22 protein-coding genes are annotated in these 15,051 nt (G+C 63.1%); 20 read left to right on the forward strand and 2 right to left on the reverse strand.

Going from position 1 to position 15,051, the window contains the following annotated elements; translation table 11 throughout:
• From rpsG to tuf, 3 genes are all read left to right on the forward strand, one after another.
• Entirely contained in the window at positions 1-471 is a 471-nt protein-coding gene (gene rpsG / locus AB0N75_RS01830; protein WP_127511056.1) for a 30S ribosomal protein S7, read from the forward strand.
• A gap of 63 nt (positions 472-534) precedes the next feature.
• Positions 535-2,649, forward strand: coding sequence for an elongation factor G (gene fusA, locus AB0N75_RS01835; protein ID WP_364644245.1), 2,115 nt, complete (start codon positions 535-537; stop codon positions 2,647-2,649).
• A gap of 236 nt (positions 2,650-2,885) precedes the next feature.
• Positions 2,886-4,076, forward strand: coding sequence for an elongation factor Tu (tuf, locus tag AB0N75_RS01840; RefSeq protein ID WP_364644247.1), 1,191 nt, complete (start codon positions 2,886-2,888; stop codon positions 4,074-4,076).
• 139 nt (positions 4,077-4,215) lie between these two features.
• On the opposite strand, the gene AB0N75_RS01845 is transcribed toward tuf, so the two are convergent.
• Positions 4,216-4,596, reverse strand: coding sequence for a VOC family protein (locus AB0N75_RS01845; RefSeq protein WP_364644249.1), 381 nt, complete (start codon positions 4,594-4,596; stop codon positions 4,216-4,218).
• A gap of 118 nt (positions 4,597-4,714) precedes the next feature.
• Between AB0N75_RS01845 and AB0N75_RS01850 the strand changes: the two genes are divergently transcribed.
• Positions 4,715-4,852, forward strand: a complete 138-nt coding sequence (locus AB0N75_RS01850; RefSeq protein ID WP_364644251.1) for a hypothetical protein — start codon at positions 4,715-4,717, stop codon at positions 4,850-4,852.
• A gap of 7 nt (positions 4,853-4,859) precedes the next feature.
• Here the strand turns inward: AB0N75_RS01850 and AB0N75_RS01855 are convergent, their stop codons facing one another.
• Positions 4,860-6,395, reverse strand: coding sequence for a family 1 glycosylhydrolase (locus tag AB0N75_RS01855; RefSeq protein WP_364644253.1), 1,536 nt, complete (start codon positions 6,393-6,395; stop codon positions 4,860-4,862).
• Between the two features lie 537 nt (positions 6,396-6,932).
• On the opposite strand from AB0N75_RS01855, the gene rpsJ reads away from it, so the two are divergent.
• The 16 genes from rpsJ to rplF all read left to right on the forward strand — a co-directional run bounded on the left by rpsJ (position 6,933) and on the right by rplF (position 15,048).
• Entirely contained in the window at positions 6,933-7,241 is a 309-nt protein-coding gene (gene rpsJ, locus AB0N75_RS01860) for a 30S ribosomal protein S10 (RefSeq protein WP_003803825.1), read from the forward strand.
• 16 nt (positions 7,242-7,257) lie between these two features.
• Positions 7,258-7,911: a 50S ribosomal protein L3 gene (rplC, locus tag AB0N75_RS01865; RefSeq protein ID WP_364644255.1), complete on the forward strand. Its 654-nt coding sequence runs from the start codon at positions 7,258-7,260 to the stop codon at positions 7,909-7,911.
• Between the two features lie 4 nt (positions 7,912-7,915).
• Positions 7,916-8,545, forward strand: coding sequence for a 50S ribosomal protein L4 (gene rplD, locus AB0N75_RS01870; protein ID WP_364644257.1), 630 nt, complete (start codon positions 7,916-7,918; stop codon positions 8,543-8,545).
• The gene (gene rplW, locus AB0N75_RS01875; RefSeq protein WP_127511063.1) at positions 8,542-8,847 is read left to right on the forward strand and encodes a 50S ribosomal protein L23; all 306 of its coding nucleotides are present in this window, start codon (positions 8,542-8,544) and stop codon (positions 8,845-8,847) included. The genes rplD and rplW overlap by 4 nt, the downstream gene beginning before the upstream one ends.
• Before the next feature lie 30 nt (positions 8,848-8,877).
• Complete coding sequence (rplB, locus tag AB0N75_RS01880) at positions 8,878-9,717, forward strand: 50S ribosomal protein L2 (RefSeq protein WP_127511064.1); 840 nt, start codon at positions 8,878-8,880, stop codon at positions 9,715-9,717.
• Between the two features lie 12 nt (positions 9,718-9,729).
• Positions 9,730-10,011: a 30S ribosomal protein S19 gene (rpsS, locus tag AB0N75_RS01885; RefSeq protein WP_074701289.1), complete on the forward strand. Its 282-nt coding sequence runs from the start codon at positions 9,730-9,732 to the stop codon at positions 10,009-10,011.
• 38 nt (positions 10,012-10,049) lie between these two features.
• The gene (rplV, locus tag AB0N75_RS01890; protein WP_364644260.1) at positions 10,050-10,415 is read left to right on the forward strand and encodes a 50S ribosomal protein L22; all 366 of its coding nucleotides are present in this window, start codon (positions 10,050-10,052) and stop codon (positions 10,413-10,415) included.
• Entirely contained in the window at positions 10,416-11,252 is an 837-nt protein-coding gene (rpsC, locus tag AB0N75_RS01895; protein WP_364644262.1) for a 30S ribosomal protein S3, read from the forward strand. It begins immediately after the preceding gene.
• Positions 11,253-11,669: a 50S ribosomal protein L16 gene (gene rplP / locus AB0N75_RS01900; protein ID WP_127511066.1), complete on the forward strand. Its 417-nt coding sequence runs from the start codon at positions 11,253-11,255 to the stop codon at positions 11,667-11,669.
• A 2-nt stretch (positions 11,670-11,671) separates the two neighbouring features.
• Positions 11,672-12,019: a 50S ribosomal protein L29 gene (gene rpmC, locus AB0N75_RS01905; RefSeq protein WP_364644264.1), complete on the forward strand. Its 348-nt coding sequence runs from the start codon at positions 11,672-11,674 to the stop codon at positions 12,017-12,019.
• Complete coding sequence (gene rpsQ, locus AB0N75_RS01910; RefSeq protein ID WP_127511068.1) at positions 12,016-12,315, forward strand: 30S ribosomal protein S17; 300 nt, start codon at positions 12,016-12,018, stop codon at positions 12,313-12,315. The genes rpmC and rpsQ overlap by 4 nt, the downstream gene beginning before the upstream one ends.
• 389 nt (positions 12,316-12,704) lie before the next feature.
• Positions 12,705-13,073, forward strand: coding sequence for a 50S ribosomal protein L14 (gene rplN, locus AB0N75_RS01915; protein ID WP_127511069.1), 369 nt, complete (start codon positions 12,705-12,707; stop codon positions 13,071-13,073).
• A gap of 3 nt (positions 13,074-13,076) precedes the next feature.
• Positions 13,077-13,442 (forward strand): 50S ribosomal protein L24, encoded by a 366-nt coding sequence (gene rplX / locus AB0N75_RS01920; RefSeq protein ID WP_136784915.1) that lies wholly within the window; start codon positions 13,077-13,079, stop codon positions 13,440-13,442.
• On the forward strand, positions 13,442-14,011 hold the full coding sequence (gene rplE, locus AB0N75_RS01925) for a 50S ribosomal protein L5 (protein ID WP_127511071.1): 570 nt from the start codon (positions 13,442-13,444) through the stop codon (positions 14,009-14,011). The genes rplX and rplE overlap by 1 nt, the downstream gene beginning before the upstream one ends.
• An 83-nt stretch (positions 14,012-14,094) precedes the next feature.
• Complete coding sequence (rpsH, locus tag AB0N75_RS01930; protein ID WP_364644270.1) at positions 14,095-14,493, forward strand: 30S ribosomal protein S8; 399 nt, start codon at positions 14,095-14,097, stop codon at positions 14,491-14,493.
• A gap of 18 nt (positions 14,494-14,511) precedes the next feature.
• A complete protein-coding gene (rplF, locus tag AB0N75_RS01935) occupies positions 14,512-15,048 on the forward strand; it encodes a 50S ribosomal protein L6 (RefSeq protein ID WP_364644273.1) in 537 nt (178 codons plus the stop codon).
• Positions 15,049-15,051: the final 3 nt, after the last annotated feature.

Genomic DNA, 15,051 nt, shown 5'->3' on the forward strand with positions numbered 1-15,051 from the left:
ATGCCTCGCAAGGGTCCGGCCCCCAAGCGGCCGCTAGTTGTAGATCCCGTCCACGGTTCCCCGCTGGTGACCCAGCTGATCAACAAGGTTCTCGTTGACGGAAAGAAGTCCACCGCAGAGCGCATCGTTTACGGTGCCCTTGACGGTGTGAAGGCCAAGAGCGGCGGCGATCCCGTCGCTGCCCTGAAGAAGGCCATGGACAACGTCCGCCCGACCCTGGAGGTCCGCTCCCGCCGAGTCGGCGGTGCCACCTACCAGGTTCCGGTTGAGGTCAAGCCGGGCCGCGCCACGGCTTTGGCCCTGCGCTGGCTGGTCGGCTACTCGAAGGCCCGCCGCGAGAAGACGATGACCGAGCGTCTCATGAACGAGATTCTGGATGCGTCGAACGGTCTCGGTGCCGCTGTGAAGCGTCGCGAAGACACCCACAAAATGGCCGAATCCAACAAGGCCTTCGCCCACTACCGCTGGTAACAGAGACGGTACGACGGCGGCCAACCGCCGTCGTCGTACCCCTCACCTACAAAGGGAGACATTGTGGCACAGGACGTGCTCACCGACCTCACGAAGGTCCGCAACATCGGCATCATGGCCCACATCGATGCCGGTAAGACCACTACTACGGAACGCATCCTGTTCTACACGGGTGTGAACCACAAGATCGGCGAAACGCACGACGGCGCGTCGACGACTGACTGGATGGAGCAGGAGAAGGAACGCGGCATCACGATCACGTCTGCCGCCGTGACCTCCTTCTGGAACAACAACCAGGTCAATATCATCGACACCCCGGGCCACGTGGACTTCACGGTCGAGGTCGAGCGCTCCCTGCGCGTGCTCGACGGCGCCGTAGCCGTCTTTGACGGCAAGGAAGGCGTGGAGCCGCAGTCGGAGACCGTGTGGCGCCAGGCGGACAAGTACAACGTCCCGCGCATCTGCTTCGTCAACAAGATGGACAAGCTGGGCGCCGACTTCTACTTCACCGTCGACACCATCATCAACCGCCTTGGTGCCAAGCCGCTGGTCATGCAGCTGCCGATCGGTTCCGAGTCCGATTTCATCGGTGTCGTTGACCTGATCACCATGAAGGCCATGGTGTGGCCGGGCGACGCCAAGGGCGATGTGACCATGGGTGCCGCCTACGAGACCCGCGAGATCCCCGCGGACCTCCAGGCCAAGGCCGAGGAATACCGTGCGCAGCTCATCGAGTCCGTGTCCGAGTCCTCGGACGAGCTCATGGAGAAGTACCTCGAGGGTGAGGAAATCACCAACGAGGAACTGGTTGCCGGCATCCGCAAGATGACCATCAACTCCGAGGCCTACCCGGTGTTCTGTGGTTCGGCCTTCAAGAACCGCGGTGTGCAGCCGATGCTGGACGCCGTGGTAGCCTACCTGCCGTCGCCGCTGGACGTTCCGCCGATGGTCGGCCACGATCCCAAGGACGAGGAAGTCGAACTGGTCCGCAAGCCGAGCGAGGACGAGCCGTTCTCCGCGCTGGCGTTCAAGATCGCGACCCACCCGTTCTTCGGCCAGCTGACCTTCATCCGGGTTTACTCGGGCAAGGCATCCTCCGGCCTGCAGGTGCTCAACACCACCAAGGGCAAGAAGGAGCGCATCGGAAAGCTTTTCCAGATGCACGCCAACAAGGAGAACCCGGTCGATGAGGCCCACGCCGGCCACATCTACGCAGCCATTGGCCTGAAGGACACCACTACCGGTGACACCCTCTCCGCCATGGAAGCGCCGATCGTGCTCGAATCGATGTCCTTCCCCGAACCGGTGATCTTCGTGGCCATCGAGCCGAAGACCAAGGGTGACCAGGAGAAGCTCTCCACGGCCATACAGAAGCTTTCGGCCGAGGACCCGACCTTCACCGTGTCGCTGAACGAGGACACCGGACAGACCGAGATCGGCGGCATGGGCGAGCTCCATCTGGACATCCTGGTGGACCGCATGCGCCGCGAGTTCAACGTCGAGGCCAACGTGGGCAAGCCCCAGGTTGCCTACCGTGAAACCATCAAGAAGGCTGTCGAAAAGGTCGACTACACCCACAAGAAGCAGACGGGTGGATCCGGCCAGTTCGCGAAGGTCCAGGTTTCCTTCGAACCGCTGGACACCTCGGACGGCACCTTCTACGAGTTCGAGAACAAGGTCACCGGCGGGCGTATTCCGCGCGAATACATCCCCTCGATTGACGCTGGCATCCAGAATGCCATGCAGCTCGGTGTGCTGGCCGGCTACCCGCTGGTCGGCGTCAAGGCCATTCTGATTGACGGCGCCTACCACGACGTCGACTCTTCGGAAATGGCGTTCAAGATCGCTGGTTCCCAGGTCTTCAAGGAAGGCGCACGCCGCGCCAACCCGGTCCTGCTCGAGCCGCTGATGGCCGTCGAAGTACGTACCCCTGAGGAATACATGGGCGACGTGATCGGCGACCTGAACTCCCGCCGTGGACAGATCCAGTCCATGGAGGACGCTAGCGGCGTGAAGGTTGTGCGCGCTAACGTTCCGCTTTCCGAGATGTTCGGCTACATCGGTGACCTGCGTTCCAAGACGCAGGGCCGTGCGGTGTATTCGATGCAGTTCGAAAGCTACGCTGAGGTCCCGAAGGCTGTTGCCGACGAGATCATCCAGAAGACGCGCGGCGAGTAAAACGATGGTGGCGGGTCCTTCTTCGCAAGGGCCCGGCACACCGTGCAGGCGGCCGGCCACGTAAGCAGCCGGCCGCCGGCACAACCCTCCGACAGCACCGCACAATCCTTGTGCCGGTACCTGACGGAACCAGTAATTTCACCAAATACAAAAGCCCGAAGTAGACTTGTTCAAGTTTCGGCCGTGACAATCGCGTCCGGAGAGCAATTCTTCTCAAAACGTTCTAGGAGGAACCCGTGGCGAAGGCAAAGTTCGAGCGGACTAAGCCGCACGTCAACATTGGCACCATCGGTCACGTTGACCACGGTAAGACCACGTTGACCGCTGCCATTTCCAAGGTGCTTGCTGACAAGTACCCCGATCTCAACGAGCAGCGTGACTTCGCAGCTATCGACTCTGCCCCGGAAGAGCGCCAGCGCGGTATCACCATCAACATCTCGCACATCGAGTACCAGACCGAGAAGCGTCACTACGCACACGTGGACGCCCCCGGCCACGCCGACTACATCAAGAACATGATCACCGGTGCCGCCCAGATGGACGGCGCAATCCTGGTGGTTGCCGCGACTGACGGCCCGATGGCCCAGACCCGCGAGCACGTTCTGCTGGCCCGCCAGGTTGGCGTTCCGACGCTGCTGGTGGCCCTGAACAAGTCGGACATGGTTGATGACGAGGAACTGCTCGACCTGGTCGAAATGGAAGTCCGTGAGCTGCTCAGCTCGCAGGAATTCGATGGCGACAACGCACCGGTCATCCGCACTTCCGGCCTGAAGGCCCTGGAAGGCGACGCCCAGTGGGTCAAGTCCGTCGAGGACCTGATGGCAGCTGTTGACGAGTACATCCCGGACCCGGTCCGCGACAAGGACAAGCCGTTCCTGATGCCGGTTGAAGACGTCTTCACCATCACCGGTCGCGGCACCGTGGTGACCGGCCGCGCCGAGCGCGGTACCCTCGCCATCAACTCCGAGGTCGAGATCGTCGGCATCCGTCCGGTCCAGAAGACCACGGTTACCGGTATCGAGATGTTCCACAAGCAGCTCGACGAAGCATGGGCAGGCGAGAACTGTGGTCTGCTGCTGCGCGGTATCAAGCGCGAAGACGTGGAGCGCGGCCAGGTTGTTGTGAAGCCGGGTTCGATCACCCCGCACACCGACTTCGAGGCCAACGTCTACATCCTGTCCAAGGATGAAGGCGGCCGCCACAACCCGTTCTACTCGAACTACCGTCCGCAGTTCTACTTCCGCACCACCGACGTGACCGGCGTTATCACGCTGCCGGAAGGCACCGAAATGGTCATGCCGGGCGACAACACTGAGATGACCGTTGAGCTCATCCAGCCGATCGCTATGGAAGAGGGCCTCGGCTTCGCTATCCGTGAAGGCGGCCGCACCGTTGGTTCGGGCCGCGTCACCAAGATCATCAAGTAACTTTGTGATCTGCTGACCGGAGCACTCCGGCCAGAATCAGGAGAACCCCTGCCGTCTCACGACGGCGGGGGTTCTCCTTTTAACGACGGCGGTGCAGCGTGCCGCGGGTTGCCTGCGCGCGGGCGCCGTCCCGGTGGACTCAGATGTTCTGGTGCAGGCAGAGAATGTTGCCTTCCGAATCCGGGAACCAGGCGCAGCGCTGGTGCTCGTTCACTGCGATGTGGTTTTCTGTCTTCAGCCCCGGCAGGTCGTAATCGGCGAATTGGATGCCCTTGCCAGCGAGGTCGGACATTTCGGATTCAAGATCGGCCACTTCGAAGCTGACCGAGGTGTGGTCCGAGGTATCGGCGTCCGGCCGGACGATCAGTTCCACGGCGTTGGACCCGCCGCTGGAAAACATCATCGAATCGTCTCCATTGGAGCCGGCCGGCTTCAAGCCGAGGGCCTCCTGATAGAACGCGCGCGCCCGGTCCATGTCCTTCACGGGCAGGACCGTCGTCATGGTGGTGGTGCTGAGCATGGCAATTCAGCCTCCTGGGAACAAATGCTGTGGACATTTTCCAGAATAGCCCTGAGCGCCGCCCGTGGAACCTGTGGAACAGCACGAAATTTGTACGCCGGCCACTAGGATCGGAACCATGGAATGGCTCATCGTGTGGATCATCATAGGCCTGATCGCCGCTGTGATCGGGGCAGTTTTCTGGGGCAGGCGGTATTTCCGTCACGAACTGGACCGTGTCCGTCGCATCCGGCGTGCGAACGGCGGCAAACAGTAGCAGCGTGTCAGGTCTGCGGCTCTGCGCCTTCCCCGGGCGAACTGTCGGCCGAGACGGCGTGCGCCCGGACTGCGGCGGTTTGAGCCCCGGCATCGCGAGGGCGGCGCGCGGTGAGGTCCTTCAGCCAATGGAATGAGGACTTGCGGATTCGCTGCTGGGTGGCGAAATCCACGTAGACCAGCCCGAACCGCTGGCTGTACCCGGCGGCCCATTCGAAGTTGTCCATCAAAGTCCAGACGTAGTAGCCGCGCAGGTCGATGACTGCGGCGGGTCCTCCGGGTGCGGTGGCGGTCAGGGCGGACTCGAGATGTCGGGCCAGATAGTCGATCCGCCGGACGTCGGCCACGGACGGTGCGTTGGTGAGCGCATCCGGGACCACCACGTCCTTGAAGCTGGCACCGCCTTCGGTGATGTAAACCGGCGGCAGGTCCGGATAACGCTCCGCCATCTGGGCCAGTGCCACGGCCAGGTAGTCCGGCGCCACCGGCCAGCCGAACTCGGTCCGCGCATAGCCGGGCCAGCCGGCCAGATGGAACGGCAGGTCCGCGCCCTGCTGCATCAGCGGCTCGGGCAGCCCGTCGGGGACCGCGTCCGGCCCGGTTGACGGGCCCGGGCCGAGGCCAATCCGGGTGGGGAAGTAGTAGTTCAGTCCGTAGAAATCCAGCGGCTGGCCCATCACCGCCAGGTCTTCGTCCGGGATTTCCCGCAGGTACTGCAGGAAGGGGTTGAGCACAGGACTGAAGCTGGGGTAGCGGCCCAGCAGCACCGGATCGGAGAACATCCTGTTGTGCAGCACATCGAAGAGTTCCACCAGCACATCGTGCGCGAGTCCGTGCTTCGCCCCGATCACGGGGGAGTAGACGTTGGTGATGCCGGCCTCTCCGGCGATGCCGCCAGCCCGCAGAGCCGAGAGGCTGAGCCCGTGCGCCAAGATCAGATGGTGCGCCGCGGGAAGGGCATCGAACAGCCCGGCCTCGCCGGGCGCATGAACGCCCAAGCCGTAGCCGTTGAGGGTGACGGTGGTCGGCTCGTTGATGGTCACCCAGCGGTCCACCCGGTCGCCGAACCGTTCGGCGGCGATGGCGGCGAAGTCGGCCAGCCGAAAGGCGGTATCCCGGTTCAGCCAGCCGCCGGCCTGCTCCAGCGGCAGCGGGGTGTCCCAGTGGAACAGCGTGCACATCGGGGAAATACCCCGTGCCAGCAACTCGTCCAGCAGCCGGTCATAGAAGTCGATGCCCTTCTGGTTGACCGGCCCCTTGCCGCCGGGCTGGATCCGGGGCCAGGACAACGAAAACCGGTATGAGTCCACGCCCAGCTCGGCGAGCAGCGCCACGTCCTGCGGCATCCGGTGGTAGTGGTCGCAGGCGGTATCCGCCGTGGCGCCGCCGGCCACCCGGCCCGGCTCGTGGGTAAAGGCGTCCCAGCCGGAGGGCCCGCGGCCGTCTTCGGCCGCCGCGCCCTCGATCTGGAACGCCGCGGTGGCTACACCCAGGGTAAAGTCGGGCGGTAGCAGGGCCGCCAGATGATCGGTGCCCAATGCCATTCGCGCCTATCCTCCTTTTAACCACAACTCCCGATCCCGCAGGCAGGGTCCCGGCGGGGCGGGGTAGGCACCAGCATTCCACCGCCGGCCGGCGCGCGCCAGAGCCGCTGCGCAACAGAGCCGCTGCGCAACAGAGCCGCTGCGCAACAGAGCCGCTGCGCGCCAACGGCCGGGGCCCGGTGCCGCAGGCGCCGATTCGCAATCGCGGCCAAAGTCTGCCACACTAGACGAGTTGTTCAAGCGCTTTTGCATGTCTATGTGCGAAGCTGTGTCCCGCCCGGGATAATGCCCGGGGCAGGGTCAGGCTCCACAGTCTTGAAAGCCCAAATATAACCCACCCTCCATTTTGAGCGGGCGGAGTGCGCAGAATGTTCGCGACACGCCCGACCGCGGGGGTCGGAGCCTCAGCAGGGTGAGGAACCCGGATTCATCCGGATTCAGTCTGTTGGAGGAGCGCCAGGCACGGGGAGATCCGGCCAGTGGGGCGCACAGGAAGAAAGTCCACAGAGCAGCACTGAGAAAGAGAGCGGAGACGCCATGGCGGGACAGAAAATCCGCATCCGTCTGAAGTCATATGACCATGAGGTCATTGATGTTTCAGCACGGAAGATCGTTGAGACGGTCACGCGTGCAGGCGCAACGGTAGTCGGCCCCGTGCCGCTGCCCACCGAGAAGAACGTGTACTGCGTTATCCGGTCGCCGCACAAGTACAAGGACAGCCGGGAGCACTTTGAAATGCGCACCCACAAACGGCTGATCGACATTATCGATCCCACGCCGAAGGCCGTCGACTCGCTGATGCGGCTCGACCTGCCGGCGGACGTGAACATCGAAATCAAGCTGTAGGGGAGTGCGGATTCAGATGTCTACCACTACACGCCAAGTAAAAGGCCTGCTGGGCACCAAGCTCGGCATGACCCAGGTCTGGGACGAGGACAACCGTCTGATCCCGGTGACCGTCGTCAAGGCTGACTCCAACGTCATCACCCAGCTGCGCTCTGCGGACGTCGACGGCTACACCGCCGTCCAGATCGGCTTCGGCCAGATCGACCCGCGCAAGGTGACCAAGCCGCTGGCCGGCCACTTCGAGAAGGCCGGGGTTACCCCGCGCCGCCACGTGGTCGAGCTGCGCACCGCCGATGCCGACTCCTACGAGCTGGGTCAGGAACTCTCCGTTGAGCTGTTCGAGACCGGCCAGAAGGTCGACGTCGTCGGAACCAGCAAGGGTAAGGGCTTCGCCGGTGTCATGAAGCGTCACGGCTTCTCCGGCGTGGGCGCCTCGCACGGTGCACACAAGAACCACCGCAAGCCCGGTTCCATCGGTGGCGCGTCCACTCCGGGCCGCGTTTTCAAGGGCCTGCGCATGGCCGGCCGCATGGGTGCCGTCCGCCACACCACGCTGAACCTGACCGTTCATGCTGTGGACACCGAGAACTCGCTGCTCTTGATCAAGGGTGCCGTTCCCGGTGCCCGCGGCTCGGTCGTTCTCGTCCGTTCCGCTGTGAAGGGAGCCTAGTTCAATGGCTAAAACGCTCAAGGTTGACCTGCCTGCAGAGATCTTCGACGTCCAGACCAACGTGCCGCTGCTGCACCAGGTCGTCGTCGCACAGCTCGCTGCTGCCCGTCAGGGAACCCACAAGACCAAGACCCGCGCCGAGGTTTCCGGTGCCGGCCGCAAGCCGTTCAAGCAGAAGGGCACCGGCCGCGCCCGCCAGGGTTCGATCCGCGCTCCGCACATGACCGGCGGCGGCGTGGTGCACGGCCCGACCCCGCGCGACTACAGCCAGCGCACCCCCAAGAAGATGAAGGCTGCTGCCCTGCGCGGCGCCCTGTCTGACCGGGCACGCAACGGCCGCATCCACGTTGTGGACGCACTGGTTGCCGGCGACAAGCCGTCCACCAAGGCTGTTACCGAGACCCTGCGCTCCATCACCGACCGCAAGAACCTGCTCGTAGCCATCGAGCGCGCCAACGATGTGGCGGCCCTGAGCCTGCGCAACATCGAGGGTGTTCACACCATCTACGTGGATCAGCTGAACACCTACGACGTGCTGGTTTCCGACGACGTGGTCTTCACCCAGGCCGCCTACGAGGCATTCGTCGCAGCCAAGACTGCAGCTAACGCAACTGCCAAGGAGGACGCCAAGTGAGCGCGACCACCACAAAAGATCCCCGCGACGTGATCATTGCTCCCGTCGTTTCGGAGAAGAGCTACGGCCTGATCGACGAAGGTAAGTACACCTTCTTCGTCGACCCGCGCTCTAACAAGACCGAGATCAAGCTGGCCGTGGAGAAGATTTTCTCCGTCAAGGTCGACTCGATCAACACCATCAACCGTGCCGGTAAGCGCAAGCGGACCAAGTTCGGATGGGGACAGCGCAAGGACACCAAGCGCGCCATTGTCACCCTGAAGGAAGGCACAATTGACATCTTCGGCGGTCCGCTTTCTTAAGCGGAGACCACTTTAACGAGGAATTGAACTATGGGAATCCGTAAATACAAGCCGACTACACCGGGCCGTCGCGGCTCGAGCGTAGCCGACTTTGCCGAAATCACGCGGTCGACACCGGAAAAGTCGTTGCTGCGTCCGCTGACCAAGTCCGGCGGCCGTAACAACTCCGGTAAGATCACCACCCGCCACAAGGGCGGCGGACACAAGCGCCAGTACCGTCTGATCGACTTCCGTCGCCACGACAAGGACGGCGTGCCCGCCAAGGTCGCTCACATCGAGTATGACCCGAACCGCACCGCGCGGATCGCTCTGCTGCACTACGTTGATGGCACCAAGCGCTACATCCTGGCTCCGGCCAAGCTGAAGCAGGGAGACACCGTTGAAGCCGGCGCCAGCGCCGACATCAAGCCGGGCAACAACCTGCCGCTGCGCAACATCCCCGTCGGTACTGTGATCCACGCTGTGGAGCTGCGTCCGGGCGGCGGTGCCAAGATGGCCCGCTCCGCCGGTGCCTCCGTGCAGCTGGTAGCCAAGGAAGGCAAGTACGGCCAGCTCCGTCTGCCCTCCGGCGAAATCCGCAACGTTGACGTGCGCTGCCGCGCAACCGTCGGCGAGGTCGGCAACGCCGAGCAGTCCAACATCAACTGGGGCAAGGCCGGCCGCATGCGCTGGAAGGGCGTCCGCCCGACCGTCCGCGGTGTAGCCATGAACCCGGTCGACCACCCGCACGGTGGTGGCGAGGGCAAGACCTCCGGTGGCCGTCACCCGGTCAACCCGAACGGCAAGCCCGAGGGCCGCACCCGCCGCCCGAACAAGGAAAGCGACCGCCTGATTGTGCGTCGCCGTCGTACTGGCAAGAACAAGCGATAGGAGCCTGGGAACATGCCACGCAGCCTGAAGAAAGGCCCCTTCGTCGATCAGCACCTCTTCGTGAAGGTAGCTGCAGAGAACGAAAAGGGCACCAAGAACGTCATCAAGACGTGGTCCCGCCGTTCGATGATCGTCCCCGACATGCTCGGGCACACGATCGCCGTACACGACGGACGCAAGCACATCCCGGTGTTTGTCACTGAGTCGATGGTCGGGCACAAGCTCGGCGAATTCGCCCCGACGCGGACTTTCCGCGGCCATGTGAAGGACGACCGCAAGGGCAAGCGCCGCTAGGCGCTGCTCTTACGGCAGAAGACGAGAGAAGGAAAGCAATGGAAGCCAAGGCTATTGCGCGCCATATCCGCGTGACGCCTATGAAGGCCCGGCGCGTCGTCAACCTTGTTCGTGGCAAGCAGGCGAATGAGGCTCTGGCAATCTTGAAGTTTGCCCCCCAGGCAGCTTCGGAGCCGGTCAGCAAGGTACTCGCGTCGGCCGTCGCCAACGCCCGCGTTCTCGCGGACCGTGACGGCATCGCCTTTGACGAGAGCGACCTCTACATCAGCGAAGCATTCGTCGATGAAGGCCCCACTATGAAGCGGTTCCAGCCGCGCGCCCAGGGGCGTGCCTACCGCATCAATAAGCGGACCAGCCACATCACGGTTGTTGTCGCTACCCCGGAGAAAGAGGAGGACCAGTAAGTGGGACAGAAAGTAAACCCGCACGGATTCCGACTCGGTATCACCACCGACCATGTCTCCCACTGGTTCGCTGACAGCAACAAGGCCGGCCAGCGCTACAAGGACTTCGTCCGCGAGGACGTGAAGATCCGCCAGCTGATGTCCACGGGCATGGACCGCGCGGGCATCGCGAAGGTTGAGATCGAGCGTACCCGTGACCGTGTTCGTGTGGACATCCACACCGCACGCCCCGGCATTGTCATTGGCCGCCGCGGCGCCGAAGCAGACCGCATCCGCGGCGAGCTGGAGAAGCTCACCGGCAAGCAGGTTCAGCTGAACATCCTCGAGGTCAAGAACCCGGAGATCGAAGCTCAGCTGGTTGCCCAGGGCATCGCCGAGCAGCTGACCTCGCGCGTGGCTTTCCGCCGCGCCATGAAGAAGGCCATGCAGTCCGCCACCCGCGCCGGCGCCAAGGGCATCCGTGTCCAGTGCTCCGGTCGCCTCGGCGGCGCTGAAATGAGCCGTTCGGAGTTCTACCGCGAAGGACGTGTGCCCCTGCACACCCTGCGTGCGAACATCGACTACGGCTTCTTCGAGGCCAAGACCACGTTCGGCCGCATCGGCGTCAAGGTCTGGATCTACAAGGGCGACGTGACCGCGAAGGAACTGGCTGCCCAGCAGGCTGCCGCTCCGTCCTCGCGCGGCCGTGGCGACCGTCCGGGCCGTCCCGCCGCCGGTGGCGAGCGCCGTCGTCGTAATGACCGTCCTGCCGCTCCCGCCGCAGGCGAGGGCGCAGCCAAGGCCGAGGCCCCTGCCGCTGAGGCAGCAGCGCCCGCGGCAGAAGGAGGAGAAGCTTAAATGCTTATCCCACGTCGAGTTAAGTTCCGCAAGCAGCACCACCCGGGTCGTTCCGGCGCTGCTACCGGCGGCACCGAGGTCAGCTTCGGCGAGTGGGGTATCCAGGCTCTGACGCCGGCATACGTCACCAACCGCCAGATTGAAGCGGCCCGTATTGCGATGACCCGCCACATCAAGCGTGGCGGCAAGGTCTGGATCAACATTTATCCGGACCGCCCGCTGACCAAGAAGCCCGCCGAAACCCGCATGGGTTCCGGTAAGGGCTCGCCGGAATGGTGGGTCGCAAACGTCAAGCCGGGTCGGGTTCTGTTCGAACTCTCCGGTGTCAATGAAGAGGTAGCTCGCGAGGCACTGCGCCTGGCGATCCACAAGCTGCCGTTGAAGGCACGCATTGTGCGTCGCGAAGGTGGTGAATAGAAATGGCAGTTGGTTCAAAGGAACTGGCAACCGATCAGCTCGAGACATTCGATAAGGACCGTCTCGCAGAGGAGCTGCGCAAGGCCAAGGAGGAGCTGTTCAACCTCCGTTTCCAGTCCGCCACCGGTCAGCTGGAAAACCATGGCCGCCTGAAGGCAGTCAAGCGCGACATCGCACGCATCTACACTGTGCTGCGCGAGCGCGAGCTGGGCATTCGCCCCGAGGTTGAGGTTTCAGCTGAAGCCCCGGCCGAGGAGAAGAAGGCCAAGAAGGCTAAGAAGTCTGAAAAGGCTGCAGAAGCCGACACCGCTGAGACCGCAGCCCCCGCTTCGGAGGATGAGGCCAAGTGAGCGAAAACACGAACAAGGATGCAACTGTGGAAGAAGCCACTCAGGCTCGCGGTTACCGTAAGACCGCCCGCGGCTACGTCGTCTCGGACAAGATGGACAAGACCATCGTGGTCGAGGTTGAGGACCGCGTGAAGCACGCGCTGTACGGCAAGGTGATTCGCCGGACCGAGAAGCGCAAGGCCCACGACGAGCAGAACTCCGCCGGCATCGGCGACCTGGTTCTGATCGCCGAGACCCGGCCGCTGTCCGCCACCAAGCGGTGGCGCCTGGTCGAGATCATCGAAAAGGCCAAGTAGGACCCAGGTCCTGCGCGGGGCCCGCCTGCAGAGCGGGCGGGCCCCGCACCCTTTAAGTTTCCCTTCCGGCGCCATGGATCCCGGTTCGCCGGAGCAGTCGGAAGGGTTTGAGGGGGAACGCGGTTGCTGAAGTCTTGGCCCCGGACCCCTTGAAAAGTTCAAGCCCCTGGCCGTAATTTCACGTCCGGGGTGTCTTGGTCATAAACTAGTAATCTTGCCTGTGCCGTTTGGAAAGACCATCCATCCTTCCGCATGGACAGAATAGGCAAATTCCCGCAACCGCCTTCGGACCGCGCACACGTGTGGCCAGGGGGAGTTACGGTGCGGGCTACCCATATCCGTTCCGCAAGGCTCAGCTATGAGAACCAGCGCGACGACAGGAGTAATAAGTGATTCAGCAGGAGTCGCGACTGAAGGTCGCCGACAACACGGGTGCCAAGGAAATCTTGACCATCCGCGTTCTCGGTGGATCCGGCCGTCGCTACGCAGGCATTGGCGACACCATTGTTGCCACCGTCAAGGACGCAATTCCGGGCGGCAACGTCAAGAAGGGTGACATCGTCAAGGCTGTCATCGTTCGCACCAAGAAGGAACGCCGCCGCGCGGACGGTTCCTACATCAAGTTCGATGAGAACGCAGCCGTGATCCTCAAGAACGACGGCGATCCCCGCGGCACCCGTATCTTCGGTCCGGTCGGCCGTGAGCTTCGCGACAAGAAGTTCATGAAGATCATTTCGCTGGCTCCGGAGGTGCTGTAGTCCATGGCTAAGTACAAGATCAAGAAGGGTGACCTGGTTCAGGTCATCACCGGTGCCAAGGCTGAGCGCGGCGGCGACCGCGGCAAGCAGGGCAAGGTCCTGAAGGTGTTCACGGAGACCAACCGTGTGCTGGTTGAAGGCGTCAACCGCGTCACCAAGCACACCAAGGCCGGACAATCGGAACGCGGCACGAAGACCGGTGGCATCGAGACCGTTGAGGCACCGATCCACATCTCGAACGTGGCGATCGTCGATCCCGAGACCAAGAAGCCGACCCGGGTTGGCTACCGCACCGAAACCGTCGAGCGTGATGGCCGTGAGCGCACTGTGCGCATCCGCGTGTCCAAGGCCTCCGGGAAGGACCTCTAATGACTGAGACTGTCACCAAGATCGTTCCCCGTCTGAAGACTCGCTACGCCGGCGAGATCAAGCAGGCTCTGCGGGACGAGTTCAAGTACGAGAACGTGAACCAGGTTCCGCGCCTGGTCAAGGTCGTTGTCAACATGGGTGTGGGAGATGCCGCCAAGGACTCCAAGCTCATCGACGGCGCCGTCCGCGACCTGACCCAGATCACCGGCCAGAAGCCGCAGGTCACCAAGGCCCGCAAGTCCATCGCCCAGTTCAAGCTGCGCGAAGGCATGCCGATCGGCGCCCACGCGACGCTGCGCGGCGACCGCATGTGGGAATTCGTGGACCGCCTGGTTTCGCTGGCTCTGCCCCGTATCCGCGACTTCCGCGGCCTCAACGGCAAGCAGTTCGACGGAAACGGTAACTACACCTTCGGTCTGACCGAGCAGTCGATGTTCCACGAGATCGATCAGGACAAGATCGACCGCGTGCGCGGCATGGACATCACCGTAGTGACCACCGCCAAGACCGATGACGAGGGCCGTGCGCTGTTGAAGGCGCTTGGTTTCCCGTTCAAGACCGAAGATTAATCTAGCTACGTGAAAGGTCCCGCCCCGGCGCCCAGCGCTGTCCGGAGCGAGGAAACCGTTACGAGGAAGGGCAAGAGCCCACAATGACTATGACAGATCCTGTCGCAGACATGCTCACGCGTCTGCGCAACGCCAACTCGGCTTACCACGACACGGTGTCGATGCCGTACAGCAAGCTCAAGGCTCGCGTCGCCGACATCCTGAAGGCCGAGGGCTACATCGCCGGTTGGAAGGAAGAAGAGGCCGAGGTCGGCAAGAAGCTGACCCTGGAACTCAAGTTCGGTCCGAACCGCGAGCGTTCCATCGCCGGCATCCGCCGCATCTCCAAGCCCGGTCTGCGCGTTTACGCGAAGTCCACCAACCTGCCGCACGTGCTCGGTGGCCTGGGCATCGCAATCCTGTCCACCTCTTCCGGACTGATGACTGATCGTCAGGCCGGCAAGAAGGGCGTGGGCGGCGAAGTCCTCGCTTACGTCTGGTAACGGAAAGGAAGAGATTAAATGTCACGTATTGGACGTCTCCCCATCACCGTTCCCGCCGGCGTTGAGGTCAAGGTCGACGGCAACGTCGTCTCCGTCAAGGGCGCCAAGGGCGAGCTGAGCCACACTCTGGCTTCGCCCATCACGGTTTCCCTGGAAGAGAGCACCCTCACCGTTGCCCGCCCGAACGACGAGCGCGAATCCCGGTCCCTGCACGGCCTGACCCGCACGCTGATCAACAACATGATCGTTGGCGTGACCGAGGGCTACAAGAAGGACCTCGAGATCGTCGGCACCGGTTACCGCGTGCAGGCCAAGGGCTCGAACCTCGAGTTCGCGCTGGGCTTCAGCCACCCGGTAATCGTGAATGCCCCCGACGGCATCACCTTCGCCGTGGAGGGCCCCACCAAGCTCTCCGTCTCCGGCATCAACAAGCAGCAGGTCGGCGAAGTTGCTGCCAACATCCGCAAGCTGCGTAAGCCTGACCCCTACAAGGGCAAGGGCGTTCGCTACGCCGGCGAGCAAATCCGCCGCAAGGTCGGAAAGGCTGGTAAGTAAACC

It is taken from the genome of Arthrobacter sp. NPDC089319, assembly GCF_040684925.1.
GTDB lineage: Bacteria > Actinomycetota > Actinomycetes > Actinomycetales > Micrococcaceae > Crystallibacter.